Annotated in this window: 13 protein-coding genes; 11 read left to right on the top strand and 2 right to left on the bottom strand. The window is 72.2% G+C overall.

The window, feature by feature from the left end; genetic code table 11:
• Window positions 1-57 precede the first annotated feature (57 nt).
• The 11 genes from AOJ26_RS10985 to AOJ26_RS10935 all read left to right on the top strand — a co-directional run bounded on the left by AOJ26_RS10985 (window position 58) and on the right by AOJ26_RS10935 (window position 11398).
• The gene (locus AOJ26_RS10985) at window positions 58-1347 is read left to right on the top strand and encodes an ABC transporter substrate-binding protein (RefSeq protein ID WP_053848043.1); all 1290 of its coding nucleotides are present in this window, start codon (window positions 58-60) and stop codon (window positions 1345-1347) included.
• Between the two features lies 1 nt (window position 1348).
• Complete coding sequence (locus AOJ26_RS10980) at window positions 1349-2281, top strand: carbohydrate ABC transporter permease (RefSeq protein ID WP_053848042.1); 933 nt, start codon at window positions 1349-1351, stop codon at window positions 2279-2281.
• Window positions 2281-3129 (top strand): carbohydrate ABC transporter permease, encoded by an 849-nt coding sequence (locus tag AOJ26_RS10975; protein WP_053848041.1) that lies wholly within the window; start codon window positions 2281-2283, stop codon window positions 3127-3129. The genes AOJ26_RS10980 and AOJ26_RS10975 overlap by 1 nt, the downstream gene beginning before the upstream one ends.
• Complete coding sequence (locus AOJ26_RS10970) at window positions 3126-5258, top strand: alpha-galactosidase (protein ID WP_053848040.1); 2133 nt, start codon at window positions 3126-3128, stop codon at window positions 5256-5258. Before AOJ26_RS10975 ends, AOJ26_RS10970 begins: the two co-directional genes overlap by 4 nt.
• Window positions 5259-5290: 32 nt before the next feature.
• Entirely contained in the window at window positions 5291-6064 is a 774-nt protein-coding gene (locus AOJ26_RS10965) for an SDR family NAD(P)-dependent oxidoreductase (protein ID WP_053848039.1), read from the top strand.
• A 64-nt stretch (window positions 6065-6128) separates the two neighbouring features.
• Window positions 6129-6866, top strand: a complete 738-nt coding sequence (locus AOJ26_RS10960) for a FadR/GntR family transcriptional regulator (protein ID WP_053848038.1) — start codon at window positions 6129-6131, stop codon at window positions 6864-6866.
• Window positions 6863-8008 carry a galactonate dehydratase gene (dgoD, locus tag AOJ26_RS10955; RefSeq protein WP_053848037.1) on the top strand — a complete coding sequence of 382 codons (1146 nt, stop codon included), beginning with the start codon at window positions 6863-6865 and terminating at the stop codon, window positions 8006-8008. The genes AOJ26_RS10960 and dgoD overlap by 4 nt, the downstream gene beginning before the upstream one ends.
• Before the next feature lie 2 nt (window positions 8009-8010).
• A complete protein-coding gene (locus AOJ26_RS10950; RefSeq protein WP_053848036.1) occupies window positions 8011-8823 on the top strand; it encodes a hypothetical protein in 813 nt (270 codons plus the stop codon).
• Between the two features lie 78 nt (window positions 8824-8901).
• Complete coding sequence (locus AOJ26_RS10945; protein ID WP_053848035.1) at window positions 8902-9534, top strand: bifunctional 4-hydroxy-2-oxoglutarate aldolase/2-dehydro-3-deoxy-phosphogluconate aldolase; 633 nt, start codon at window positions 8902-8904, stop codon at window positions 9532-9534.
• Window positions 9531-10421 carry an SMP-30/gluconolactonase/LRE family protein gene (locus AOJ26_RS10940; RefSeq protein ID WP_053848034.1) on the top strand — a complete coding sequence of 297 codons (891 nt, stop codon included), beginning with the start codon at window positions 9531-9533 and terminating at the stop codon, window positions 10419-10421. Before AOJ26_RS10945 ends, AOJ26_RS10940 begins: the two co-directional genes overlap by 4 nt.
• Window positions 10418-11398 (top strand): sugar kinase, encoded by a 981-nt coding sequence (locus AOJ26_RS10935; protein WP_053848033.1) that lies wholly within the window; start codon window positions 10418-10420, stop codon window positions 11396-11398. Before AOJ26_RS10940 ends, AOJ26_RS10935 begins: the two co-directional genes overlap by 4 nt.
• Window positions 11399-11517: 119 nt before the next feature.
• On the opposite strand, the gene AOJ26_RS10930 is transcribed toward AOJ26_RS10935, so the two are convergent.
• A complete protein-coding gene (locus AOJ26_RS10930; protein ID WP_053848032.1) occupies window positions 11518-12816 on the bottom strand; it encodes a ThuA domain-containing protein in 1299 nt (432 codons plus the stop codon).
• 41 nt (window positions 12817-12857) lie between these two features.
• Window positions 12858-14231, bottom strand: coding sequence for a chitinase (locus tag AOJ26_RS10925; protein ID WP_053848031.1), 1374 nt, complete (start codon window positions 14229-14231; stop codon window positions 12858-12860).
• Window positions 14232-14280: the final 49 nt, after the last annotated feature.

The raw sequence follows: 14280 nt of genomic DNA, 5'->3' as shown, positions 1-14280 counted from the left end.
GCCGCTGGCCCCCAACGCCCCCGGTGCCGCCGCGTGAACCCTCAGGGAGAACCATCCATGCCGAACCCACACACCAGCCGCAGGCGCTTCCTCGCCGGGCTCGGCGCCACCGGCACGGCGGCGCTGCTCAGCGGCTGCGTCACCTCGACCTCGTCCTCGAAGTCCTCGTCCTCGGGCGCGGTCAGCCTCCAGTCCAACCTGTCCGCGCCGCAGGCCAAGGCGGCGATGGAGGACCTCGTCGCGGCCTACGGCAAGAAGAACAGCGGACGCGTCACCCTCAACACGGTCGCCGCGGAGACGTTCCGCACCCAGCTGCCGACCTACCTGACCTCCGCCAACCCGCCGGACGTCTACACCTGGTACCCCGGCTCGGTGGCGGACGCCTACGCCAAGAAGGACCTGCTGCTCGGCCTCGACGACCTGTGGGCCTCCTCGCCGGACCTCAAGCGCTACTCCAAGGCGCTCAGCACGCTGTGCACAGCGAGCTCCGGCAAGAAGGTGTTCGTGCCCTCCACCTACTACTGGTGGGGCATGTTCTACCGGAAGTCGAACTTCGAGAAGTGGGGCGTCAGCGAGCCCAAGACCTGGGACGACTTCCTCGACCTGTGCGACAAGCTCAAGTCCAAGGGAGTGGCACCGATCGGGCTCGGCGCCGGCGGCAACACACCCTGGGTGGCCTCGGCCTGGTTCGACTACCTCGACATACGTATCAACGGTGCGCCCTACCACCGTGAACTCCTGGCGGGCAAGCACCGGTTCGACGACCCCGAGGTCCGCAAGGTCTTCGACCGCTGGACCGAGCTGCTGCCGTACTTCGACCCCGACGGCACCGCCCTCGCCTTCCAGGACGCCACGACCGCGCTGCTCAACGGCCGTACCGGCATGATGCTGATCGGCACCTTCTTCGCCGACGCGGCCCCCAAGGACGCCCTCGACGACATCGACTTCTTCCGCTTCCCGGTCATCGACCCCAAGGTGCCGCTCGCCGAAGAGGCCCCCGTGGACGGCTACTTCGCCAGCGCACGCACCGGTCGTGCCGAGCGGGTCACCGAGCTTATGGGCTATCTCGCCACCGCGCAGGCGCAGGAGATCTACATCAAGGGCTCCTCGGGCACGGTCCTGCCCTGCAACCCCGACGCCAAGGACTCCGGCACGGCACTGGTGAAGAAGGGCCGCGCCCACATCGACGAGGCCGTCGAGATCACCCAGTTCTTCAACCGGGACTCCAGCGACGCCCTTCAGCCCACCGCCGACACCGCGCTGACCAAGTTCATCGCCAAGCCGAAGTCGATCGGGTCGATCCTCACCGACTGGCAGCGCGACGCCCAGAAGATCTGGAGCGCCTGAGGTGGCCGTGCTCACCCCCGCACGCCCGGCCCCGGCTGCCACGCCCACCGGCGGACGCGGCCGGGGGCCCGTCCGCCGGGTCCCGCCGCTCGTCCTCGCCTTCGTCCTGGTGCCGTTGCTCGCCGAGGCGGTGTGGGTCTTCTGGCCCGCCCTCCAGGGCTTCTACCTCGCCCTCACCTCCTGGGACGGCGTCTCCGCGCCCCGGTTCATCGGCCTCGGCAACTTCCGTGAGATGGCGGGCGACGAGGTCTTCAGGACCGCGGCGATCGACACCGTCCTGTGGCTGGTCCTGTTCGGCGGACTGTCCGCCCTGCTGGGCCTCGCCACCGCCCTGCTCCTCCAGCAGGAGCGGCGCGGCGTCGGCTTCTACCGGGCCGCCCTCTTCCTGCCCGTGGTGTTCTCCCTGGTCGCCACCGCCCTGGTGTGGCAGGCCATCTACCAGCCGGACGGCGTCCTCAACCAACTGCTCGACGCCGTCGGACTGGAGAGCCTGCGGCACGCCTGGCTCGCCGACCAGGACACCGCCCTGTACGCGGTCATCGTGCCGGCCCTGTGGCGGCAGATCGGCTACGTCATGGTGCTCTACCTCGCCGGACTCAAGGGCATCGACCCGGCCCTGTACGAGGCCGCCAAGGTCGACGGCGCGAGCGCCTGGCAGCGCTTCCGGCACGTCACCCTGCCCCAACTGCGCAGCGTCAACGCGGTCGTCCTGTCCGTCATCGTCATCGACTCGCTGCGCTCCTTCGACGTCGTGTGGTCACTGACGCGGGGCGGCCCCTACCACTCGTCCGAGCTGCTGAGCACCTACATGTACTCGACCGCCTTCCAGTCCCTGCGCCTGGGCTACGGCTCCGCGCTCGCCGTCGTCATCTTCGTGCTGGCCTTCGGCGTCATCTGCTCCTACCTCGTGCGCGCCTTCCGGGAGGCCGACTGATGTCCGCCCACTCGACCGCCCTGAAGCGCCGACGAGCCGCCACCGCCGGGTTCCACCTCGGAGCGGGCGCACTGTCCGTGCTGTGGCTGCTGCCCATCGCCCTCGTGCTGGTCACCAGCCTGCGCTCCTTCGACGACATCGCCGCGCACGGGCTCGGCAGCCTCCCGCACTCCTTCACCCTCGACAACTTCCGCCTGGCCTGGGTCGACGGCGGCCAGCAGCGTGCCCTGATCAACAGCTTGCTCGTCACCGTCCCGTGCGTCCTGCTCACCCTGGCGCTCGCCGCGATGGCGGCGTTCGCCCTCAGCCGCTACGACGTCCCCCTGCGCCGGACGCTGTTGCTGCTGATGCTCGGCGGCAACCTGCTGCCCCCGCAGATCCTGCTCATCCCCGTCGCCAAGCTCAGCGAGATGATCGGCGTCTACGACACGCTGCCCGCCCTCGTCGGGGTGCAGATCGGCTTCGGTGTCGGCTTCTACGTCTTCGTGCTGCACGGCTTCATGCGGGCCATCCCCGACGAGATCCAGCAGGCCGCCGTCGTCGACGGCGCCGGCCCCTGGCAGATCTTCTGGCGGATCATCCTCCCCCTGACCCGCCCCGCCCTCGCCGCGCTCAGCGCCCTGTCCTTCACATGGATCTTCAACGACCTGCTGTGGGCGATCACCGTGCTGCGCAGCGACACCAAGATGCCGATCACCGCCGCCCTCATCGGCCTGCAAGGGCAGTACGTGTCGATGTGGAACGTCATCGCCGCCGGTTCCGTGATCGCCGCCGCCCCCACCGTCGCCGTCTTCCTGCGCTTCCAGCGGCACTTCGTGGCCGGCCTCAACCTGGGAGCGGTGAAATGACGACCCCGCGCGACCGCACGCCCGACCGCACGGCCCCTGACGACCGCTGGACCCTGCACACCCGGCACACCAGCTACACCGTCCGGCTCTCCCCGGACGGCCCCTGGGCCGAACTCGCCGCCTGGGGACCGCACGGCGTCGAGCACGGGCCGTCGGCGCTCGACTGGTCCCGGCGCACCCACTTCATCACCCCGGCCGACGCGGCCCCCGCCGAGTACATCCCGCAGGGCCTGCGCGCGTTCACCGGCGCCGACCTCGTCGTCGACCACTCGGGCGGCGAGCGCGGACTGTGGTGGCAGTTCAGCGGTGCCACACAGGACGCGCGGGGACTGCGGCTGGCGTTCACCGACGACGTCGCCGGCGCGCACGTCACTCTGTGCTACGCACCTGTGCCGGACACGGACGTCATCCTGCGCTGGACCGAAGTCACCTGCACCGGCACCCGCGAACTGTGCCTGGAACGCCTCGACTCAGCCGCCGTCAACGTGCCCGTCACCGACGGAGCCCGCCTCACCTACCTGACCGGCCAGTGGTCGCAGGAGTTCACCCGCACCCAACTCCACCTGCGGCGCGGGACGTTCACCATGGGCAGCACCCAGGCGGTCCCCGGACACGCCTACGCCCCCTGGATCGCCGTCCAGGACGCGGCCCTGCCAGACGACGACACCACCCCCACCTACGGCATCGCCCTGGAGTGGCCCGGCAACTGGCACATCACCGCCGAGGCGGAGCCCGGGGGAGCCGTCCGCGTCCGCGCCGGGCGGGTGCCGCACGAGGGCGCCGTGCTCCTCGCTCCCGGCGACACCCTGACCACCCCCCGCCTCGCCTGCGCCTTCAGCGCGGAAGGACTCGACGGGCTGTCCAGGGTCTGGCACCGCTACGAGCGCCACCTCGGCGGCGAACGTCTGTCCCGCACACGCAAGGTCCTCTACAACTCCTGGGAGGCCACCGGGTTCGACGTCGACGCCGAAGGCCAGCTCGAACTCGCCAAGGCGGCCGCCGACATCGGCGCCGAACTGTTCGTCGTCGACGACGGCTGGTTCACCGGGCGGGCCGACGACACCGGCGGCCTGGGCGACTGGTACCCCGACCCGGCGAAGTTCCCGCAGGGCTTCGGCCGGTTCGTCGAGGACGTGCGCGCACTGGGACTCGGCTTCGGCCTGTGGGTGGAACCGGAGGCCGTGAGTCCCGGAAGCCGTCTGTACGCCGAGCACCCCGACTGGGTCTACCGCGTGGACGGCCGCCCCGGCCGGCTGGTGCGCAACCAGTTCCTCCTCGACCTCGGCCGCGCCGACGTGCAGGACTTCGTGATCGGCACACTCGACCGACTGCTGGGGGACCATCCCATCGAGTACCTCAAGTGGGACATGAACCGGCCGCCCACCGAGCGGGGCCGGCCCGCCGCCGGACTCGCCGACCGGCTCGACCTGGACGCCGAGCACGTCGCCGGGTACCTGCGCGTCCTGGACCATCTGCGCGCCGCCCACCCGCACGTCACCGTCGAGGGCTGCGCCGGCGGCGGCGGACGTATCGAGCACGCCACTCTGGCCCGCACCGACGTGGTCTGGCCCAGCGACAACACCGCCCCGCTGGACCGGCTCCGCGTCCAGTACGGCTTCCTGCACGCCCACGCCCCGCACGTCATGAGCTCCTGGGTCACCGACGCCCCCGGTGTCTTCGACCCGCGCCCCCGCTCGCTCGCCTTCCGCTTCGTGCTGGCGATGTGCGGCGTCCTGGGCGTGGGAGCCGACCTGCGCTCCTGGGACGCCGACCGGCGCGCCGAGGCCGCCCACTGGATCGCCCGCTACAAGCAGGTCCGCGACGTCGTCCACCACGGCAGGGCCCGGCTGCTCGGCACTCCCGACCACGCGACCTGCGGCGTGCAGTACACCGAGGCCGGCGGGCCGCGAGTCGTGGTCGCCGCCTTCAGCACCGGCCGCCTGGACGGGGCCCCACTGGTGCCCGGCCGCCCCGCCCGGCTGCGACTGCGCGGAACGGACCCGGCCGCCGTATACACGAATGAGGAGACCGGTACCGAGTACAGCGGCGCCCATCTGCTGCACTACGGTCTTCCGTTCACCTGGAGTACGGGCCACGACGCCGACCTCGTCGTCCTGACCCGCCGATGACCGTATCCCCCACCGAGGAGCCGAACCCCACGATGGACCAGCCCGTACGACGGCACGGCGCCCGCTTCGCGGGCCGCACGGCCGTGGTCACCGGAGCGGCCTCCGGCATCGGAGCCGCCACCGCCGCACGCCTCGCCGAGGAGGGAGCCGCCGTCGTGCTCACCGATATCGCCGAGGAGCCCGGCCGGGCCGCGGCGGAGCGGATCACCAAGGGCGGCGGGCAGGCCCGCTTCGTCACCGCGGACGTGGCGGCCGAGGAGGACTGGGCCCGCGTCGTCTCCGCCGCCCACGCCTTCGGACCGGTGGACGTCCTGGTCAGCAACGCGTTCACGGTCGACGTCAGGCCCGCCCACGAGATGACCCTGCCCTCCTGGCAGCGCCAGCTCGACGTCAACCTCACCGGCGGCTTCCTCGGCGTGCGCGCGGTCCTGCCCGATCTGCGGGCCGGAGGCGGCGCGGTAGTGTTGATCTCATCCGTCCACGCACACCGAGGCATTCCCGGCCACCCCGCCTACGCTGCCGCGAAGGGGGCCCTGCTCTCCCTGTGCGGCCAACTCGCCGTCGAGTACGGACCCGAGGTGCGCGTGAACGCCGTCGTGCCGGGGCCGATCCTGACCGCGGCCTGGGACCGGGTGTCCGAGGACGATCGCGAGCGCAGTGTCGCCGAGACCGCCGCCCGGCGCTTCGGCACCCCCGAGGAGGTGGCCGCGGCCATCGCCTTCCTCGCCGCCGACGAGGCGTCCTACATCACCGGCACCAGTCTCGTCGTGGACGGCGGCTGGAGTGTCGTGAAGGCCTCCGCATGACCGCGCCCCCTGTGCAGCAGACGGAGTCCCCCGTGAAGCACACGAAGCAGAAAGGCCCGACGACATGACGCCCTACGCCCGCCGCGGCGTGCACGGCCAAACGGTGGAGGCCCTCGCCCGTCGCATCCTGGGCGGCCAGATCCCCGAGGGCGCCACCCTCGACCTGGTGGCGCTCCAGAGCGAGCTGGACGTGAGCCTGACCGCGCTGCGCGAGTCGCTGAAGGTGCTCGCCGCCAAGGGCATGGTCGACGCCCGCCAGAAGCGCGGCACCTTTGTGCGGGCCCGGGCCGACTGGAACCTCCTCGACGCCGACGTGCTGCGCTGGCAGTTCGAGGGCGGCCGCACCGGCGACGCCGATCAGGCCCTGCTGCGGAACCTGGCCGAGGTCCGCTCCATCATCGAGCCCGCCGCCGTCCGCCTGGCCGCGGAGCGCCGCACCGACGCCGACCTCACCGCCCTGGAGGACGCGCTCACCGCGATGGGGCACACCGGGTCCGACCCCGCGCACGCCATCGACGCCGACCTCGCCTTCCACCGCGCGCTGCTGGCCGCCACCCACAACGAACTCCTCGAACGCATGGAGATGGTGATCGAGTCCGGCCTCGCCCACCGCGACCGGATCGTGCACTCCTCCCCGCACAGCGAGGACCCCATCCCGGCCCACCGCGCCGTCCTGGACGCCGTACGCGACCAGGACCCCCTGGCCGCCGAGGCCGCCATGCGCGCCCTGCTCGAACAGGCCGGCCGCGACCTGGACCGCATCGGCGCCACCGACGAAGCGGAAGGCACCGGCACGCAGTGAAGATCACCCGTATCGAGACCTTCCTGGTCCCGCCGCGCTGGCTGTTCTGCCGTGTGGAGACCGACGACGGTGTGGTCGGCTGGGGCGAACCCGTCGTCGAGGGACGGGCCGAGGTCGTCCGGGCCGCCGTGGACGTACTGGCCGAGTACCTCGTCGGGCAGGACCCGCTGCGCATCGAGGACCACTGGCAGGTGCTCACCAAGGGCGGCTTCTACCGGGGCGGCCCGATCCTGTCGAGCGCCGTCGCCGGCCTCGACCAGGCCCTGTGGGACATCGCCGGCAAGACCTACGACGCCCCCGTGCACGCCCTGCTCGGCGGGCCCGTCCGGGACAGCGTGCGCGTCTACGCCTGGGTCGGCGGCGACGAACCCGCCCAGCTCACCGAGCAGGTCACCGAGCAGGTCGAGGCGGGATTCACCGCGGTCAAGATGAACGCGGCGGGACCGACCTCACCGATCGCCTCCGCCGCCGAGACCGCGGCCGTCGTCGACCGGGTGGCCGCCGTCCGCGAGGTCCTGGGCCCCGACCGCGATGTGGCCGTCGACTTCCACGGACGCTTCACGGCCGCCGGCGCCCGCCGCATGCTCACCGAACTCGCCCCCCTGCACCCGCTGTTCGTCGAGGAACCCGTCGTGCCCGAACACGGCCACCTCCTGGGCGCACTGGTGGCCGCCAGCTCCGTACCACTGGCGACCGGCGAACGCCTCTTCTCCCGCGCCGAGTTCCTGCCCGTGCTCACCGCCGGCGTCGCCGTCGCCCAGCCCGACCTGTCGCACGCCGGCGGCATCTCCGAGGTCCACCGCATCGCCTCCCTCGCCGACACCTTCGGCGCGCAGCTCGCCCCGCACTGCCCGCTCGGCCCGATCGCCCTGGCGGCCAGTCTTCAAGTCGCCTTCGCCACACCGAACTTCCTGATCCAGGAGCAGAGCCGGGGCATCCACTACAACAAGGACGCCGACCTGCTCTCCTACGTGGTCGACCCCGAGCCGTTCCGGTTCACCGCCGGACAGGCCCACCGGGGCGCCGCGCCCGGTCTCGGCGTCACCGTCGACGAGAACGCCGTACGCGCCGCCGACCGCATCGGGCACACCTGGCGCAACCCCGTGTGGCGGCACCCCGACGGCTCGTTCACGGAGTGGTGACCATGCCCTTGGCGTTCACCACCGACCCCGCGCACGGCGGACGCTGGACCTCACTGCGTGACGGCGACCGCGAATGGCTGTGGCACCGCCCGGACCCCGCACGGCACGGTGTCGTACCCGGCGACGCCTTCGTGGACGCGGGTGGCCTGGAGGAGTGCGTGCCCACCGTGCGGGGGACCCCCGACCACGGGGACGCCTGGTCCCGGCCGTGGGCACGCGACGGTGACACCGAGCGCGTGGACTGCGACGCGTTCACCCTCGCCCGCACCGCGCGGGCCACCGCCGACGGCGTCGAGGCGGACTACACGCTCCGGGCCGACCCCGGTTACCGCTTCGTGTGGGCCGCCCACGCGCTCCTCGACCTCTCCGAGAGAGCCGAACTCCGCGCCCGAACAGGCGTGTCCACACGGATCTTCCCGGAGGCGTCCGCCCTGCTCGACACGCCCTGGCCGGACGGCGCGGCCTGGGTGGAGGGCGACTGGCCGGCACCGGGCGGGCTGCGTCTCGACCGGTTCGGCCCCGAGGACGGCACAGCCGTCGGTGCCGTCCTCGCGGACCGCCGGGTCTGCGTCCACGACGGATCCCACCGGCTCGCCCTCGCCGTGGAGGCCGACGGACAGCCGGTGTCGGTCGCCCTGTGGCGCAACCTGGGCGGCTTCCCCGCGGCGGCCCCCTACCGCAGCATCGGTGTCGAGCCCATGCTCGGCCGCACCTTCGACCTCGCGGAAGCGGGCCCGGGGGACGCGGCATGCGTCCCCGGTTCCGGGGAAGTGCGCTGGCGGCTCACCCTGACCGCGGGCTGCCGCTGCCCGTGACCCCTGACGGCCGCGATGCGACAACGGGCGCGCCGCCCCCGCAGAGAAGTTGATCCGACACACAAGGAGTTCCGTTCCGTGGACCTACGAGCCGCCCTGGCCGACCGTCGTCTCGTCGCCATCGTCCGCGGAGGCGACCCCGACGCCGCGCTGCGTACCGTCCTGGCCCTGGTCCAGGAGGGCATCGACCTGGTCGAGGTCTCCCTCAGCGGTGCCGACGCGCTCGGAGTCATCACCCGCTGCGCCGGCGAGCTCGGACCCGGCCGGCCGATCGGCGCGGGTACGGTCCTGACCGCCGACGACGCGCGTGCCGCACGCGACGCCGGCGCCGCCTTCGCCGTCACCCCCGGTCTGGGAGCGGGCGCCGACACCGCCCGGGAGTCGGGCCTGCCCGTCCTCGCAGGCGTCATGACCCCCACCGAGATCAACACAGCCCTGGCGCAGGGCGCCGACGCGCTGAAGCTGTTCCCCGCCGCCCAGGCCGGCGGACCGGCCTATCTCAAGGCCCTGCGCGCCCCCTTCCCGGAGGCCGCTTTCGTGCCCGTCGGCGGCGTGGACCTGGACGCCGCCCGCGCCTACCTCGCGGCCGGTGCCACCGCCGTCGGCGTCGGCTCCCCGCTCGTCGCCGACGCTGCCGACGGCGGCAGCCTGAGCGCCTTGCGCGAGCGCGCCCGCGCCTTCCGCGCCGCCGTCGAGGAGGCCGCCGGATGACCGGGCAGCACTCTCCGGCCGTCGGCCCCGATCGTCTCGAACTGGGCGAGGGCATCCGCTGGACGGGCGACGGCGTCGTCCTGGTGGACATCCTCGAAGGACGCCTGCTCACCACCGCCGACGACCGCGGCCGCCCCCTGCGCGAGCTCCTCCGGCTCCCCGTCCCGCTGGGCGCGGTGGCACCCGTCGCCGACCGCCCCGGCACATGGATCGCCGCCGCCGGCAACGGCGTATGCCTCCTCCTGCCCGACGGCACCCCTCGATGGCTTGCCACACCCGAGGACCGCCCCGGACCCGGCATGCGCATGAACGACGGGGTCGCCGACCCCTCCGGCCGCTTCTGGGCGGGCAGCATGGCCTACGACGGCACCCCGGGCGCCGGCACCCTGTACCGCGTCGACCACGACGGCACCCTCACCGCGGTCATCGAAGGCCTCACCATCCCCAACGGGCCCGCCTTCACCGCGGACGGACGCACGATGTACCTGGCCGACAGCGCTCACGGGATCGTCCGCCGCTACCCGGTCGACCCCGACACCGGCCACGTCGGCACCCCCGAGGACTTCTTCACGGTGGACGAGGGCAGCCCGGACGGCATGACCGTCGATGCCCAGGGGGCCGTGTGGTGCGCGGTCTGGGGCACCGGCACCGTCCGCCGGTACCTTCCGCACGGCGGCCTCGACCGGGTGCTCCGCGTTCCCGCCGGACAGCCCGCCGGCGTCTGTCTCGAAGGCACGCTGCTGCACGTCACCACCGCCACGGTCGGCCTGGAAGCACCCGGCCCGTACGACGGGGCGCTGTTCACCTTTCCCGTCGACGTGCCCGGCGCGCCGACGCCCGCATTCCGGCTCGACCCCTCGGCACCGATCACGGGAGCCCTCGTATGACCGCCTCGTGGCGCCCCCCGCGCGGACGTGTGGTCTGCGTCGGCGAAACCATGGCGGCGCTGGCCCCCGACCCCTCCGGACCGCTCGCCGACGCCGACCACCTCAGCCTGTCGGTCGCCGGGGCCGAGTCCAACGTCGCGATGTACCTGGCCGACCACGGCATCCCGGCGGCCTGGGTCTCGGCGCTCGGCGACGATCCGCTGGGGACCCGGGTGCGCGCCGCCGTGGCCGCGGCCGGGGTCGACGTCACCCACGTGAGCACCGACCCCCATCGTCCGACGGGCCTGATGCTGAAGGACCCGTCGCCCGCGGGCACCCGGGTCCACTACTACCGCAAGGGCTCAGCCGCGTCCGCTCTCGGCCCCGGCCTGCTCGAACACGAGGTGATGCGCACGGCCGCCCTCGTGCACTTCACCGGCATCACGCCGGCCCTGTCCGCGTCCTGCCGTGAGCTGGTCGCCCGGGCCCTCGCCGTCCCTTCCGCCGAACGCCCTTGCGCCATCAGCTTCGACGTCAACCACCGCGCCCCGCTGTGGCCCGAGGGCACCGCCCCGGATGTGCTGCGCGACCTCGCGGGGCGCGCCGACGTCGTCTTCGTGGGACTGGACGAGGCCCAGGATCTGTGGGGCGCCCACCTGACCGCCGCCGCCGTACGCGAACTGCTGCCCGCACCGCGCGTCGTGGTGGTCAAGGACGGCTCGCGCGAAGCGACTGCGTTCACGGCCTCGGGCGCGGCGACGGTCCCCGTTCCGCGGGTCGCCGTAGTCGAGCCGGTCGGCGCGGGCGACGCCTTCGCGGCGGGTTTCCTGGCCGGCCTGTTGCGGGGGGAGCCCGTGGGGCGCTCTCTGCGCCTCGGGCACCTCACGGCGGCGTCCGCCCTGAGCGTGACGGGAGACCACGGCCCACTTCCACCGCGCTCGTCCCTCGACCGACTCCTCGCTCTCACGGATGAGGAATGGAAGGGCGTGCGGCCGTAGCCGCATTCGGCACCGGCCCGGCCGGAGCCCCGACGGCGGCGGATGTGGAGAACGCACCCGCCGCCTCGACTGCGGAGCACGGCTGGACGCACCGCGTCCGTGTGCCGCCGCGCAGTGGCTCAGGACTGCGCGGCGAGCTGGAAGTCCTGCGCGGCCGAACCGTCGCAGGCCCGCTGGGTGAGCTGGACACTGTTCGTCGCCGCCGCGGCGGCCGTCAGGCACCTGCCGCTGTGCCGGGCGACGAAGTGGTAGCGCCCGCTCGTCGAGCGCACCGGCTGCCACTGCTGGTTCGTGCCGCCGGACCAGGCCCAGAGCTGCAACGGGGCGTTGTCCGCCGTGGACCGGTCGGTCACGTCGATCACCTGCGCCGGGTTGGCGCGGGCGGTGATCCGCATGTAGCCGCTGTCGGTGCTGCGGAACTGGTACTGCTGGGCCGTCGTGCCGTTGCAGGCGTACTGCTGGATCGCCGTCCCGTTCGCGGTGGCTGCCGAACGGGCGTCCACGCACGTGCCGTTGCCGTCGTTCCGCAGGGTGTACCAGGCGGTCTCGGAGATCTGGTCGCCGGTCGGCGGGGTCGTGGTGCCGCCTGAGCCGAGCCACTTGAGTCCGTCCAGCAGGAACCGGTTCTGGGCCGCGCTGGCGAACGTGGACGAGAGGCGGGTGTTGGTCGTGTAGTTCATCGCGTTGTGGCCGAAGTTCGCGTACAGCATCCTGTACTTCGTGTTGGTCCACAGGATCGGGTAATAGCCGCTGTACCAGGACTGGTTGGGGTCCGTGCCGACCGGGAAGCTGCTGGGGTCGATCGATGCCAGGATCTTGATGTCCGGGTTCTGCCGCAGGTCCCTGGACCAGCTGTACCACTCGCTGACCGACGAGGTGAACGTGGCCGGCAGGTTCACGGTGGCCGGGTTCGTGCGGTCCTCCACCTTCAGGGTCACCGCGGTCGGCCCCCACGTGTTGGACGCGAAGTTGCCCGAGCCGAGGAAGGTGTTGTGGTACCAGGACCAGCTTGCCGCGTCGGTCGTGAACGCCGAGACGTGGAAGCCGATGAAGCCGCCCCCGCCTCTCATGTACGCCTCGAAACCGGAGCGTTGGGCGGACGTCTGCGGCAGGTCGTCCAGGAACAGGACGACCTGGTAGGCGTTGACGCCGCCGTTGGCGAGCAGGTCCCAGTCGGTGCTGGCCGTGTAGGTGAAGCCGTTGGCGGCCGCCTGCTGGGGGAACCAGGCGTTCGCCTCCTTGTCGAAGTCGATGTGCGCCGCGTCGTACGTGCCGCTGTAGAGGGCGAGGACCTTGAACGGGGTCGCGGCGGTGTCGGCCTGCGCGACGGGCGGTACGGCAGCGAGGCCCAGCAGGGTGGCCAGCAGGAGCAGGACCCGCAGGAGGGCGCGGGCGGGGCCGGATCTGACAGTGGTCATCTGTGGTCGATCCTTTCGGGGCGCGGGCGGGAGCGCGGAGGTCAGCCGGTGTAGCGGGCGAAGATGCTGGTGAACTGCCAGTTGCTCTGGCTCACGCCCGAGCAGGTGTCGTCGTTCGGGTAGGCACCCGGGCAGGGTCGGTCACGGTTCGCGGACCAGAACGTCAGCCGTGCCAGGTGGTGGGCCTGGGCGTAGCCGAGGATGGTCTGGAAGTCGGCGGTGGTGACGGTCTCGTGGTCGTCGGTGATGCCGTTCATCGACGAGATGCCCATGTGCCGGTAGGCCGTGTCGTCGCTGTAGCCGTACGCGTTCTTCAGCGCGGTCTTCAGCCCCTCGGCGGCCCGCTGGGTGAGGGTGCCCATGTTCTGGCCCGCGCCGCCGAAGTCGAAGGGCATGATCGTCCAGGCGTCCGCGGTCAGCCCGGACGACGCGGCCCGGTTGATCAGGCTCGTGTCGGGGCCGCTCTGCCCGGTGCCGATGGTGACGTACACCTTGAGGCCCGGGTTGTTGGCCTTGACGGTCTTGAGCGCGTCCACGGTCCGCTGCTGCACGGTGCCGTTGCTGTACGCGTCGGCCTCGAGGTCGATGTCGATCGCCTTCAGCGAGTAGGCGTTGATGACCTTCTGGTACGCGGCCGCCAGCTCGCCGGCGCTGGAGCAGGAACTCTCCAGCTTGTTGCCGCTGTAGCCGCCGAAGGACGGGACGACGTCGCCGCCGTTCGCGCGCACGGTGTTGATCGTCTGCTGGTCGACTCCGCCTGTCAGCGCCCGGCCGCCGTCCCACTGGGGGTTGCAGTAGCCGTTGCTCAGGACGAACGCCAGCGTGAACCACTTCACGCCCGTCGCGTTCATGACAGTCGTGGGGCTGGGTGGATTGCCCCAGCCGTTGTAGAGGTAGGGCGCCACGGCCATCGGCGCGGAACCCGGCGGCGTCGTGCCGCCGTCGGCGGCGGGCGCGTTCCACTTCTGGTTGGCGGCTCCCGTGCAGGTCCAGATCTGGGTACGGGTGCCGTTGGCGGAGGAGTTGCCGGTGACGTCGAGGCACTTGTCGGCGGCCGGGTTGACGATGTCGCGCGCGGCCGTGACCGTCCACTTCTGGTTGGCGCCGCCGCCGCATGTCCAGAGCTGGAGCTGGGCGCCGTTGGCCGTCGAACTGCCGGTGACGTCAAGGCACTTGCCGAGGGCCCGGATGGTGCCGTCGGAACCGACGGTCCACTGCTGGGCGGCGGTGCCGTTGCAGTCGTAGATCTGTACGGCCGTTCCGTCGGCCGAACTCGCGCCGGCGACGTCGAGGCACTTGCCGGCCAGGCCGGTGATCGTGCCGGTGGCGGCCGAGGCGGAGGGGGCTGCGAGGGTGCCCACGGCGGTGAGGCCGAGCGAGAGGGCGAGGGCACAGCGAAGGGCCAGTCGTTGCATGAGGGGGGCCTTTCGTCCAGGGGTGGGGGTGGACGCCGCCTGTGTGGGG

Origin of the sequence: Streptomyces sp. NRRL B-24085 (assembly GCF_001282115.1) — a bacterium.
Taxonomy (GTDB): domain Bacteria; phylum Actinomycetota; class Actinomycetes; order Streptomycetales; family Streptomycetaceae; genus Streptomyces.
The sequence above is the reverse complement of the archived record's forward strand: the minus strand, read 5'-3'. Positions and strand labels throughout refer to the sequence as shown.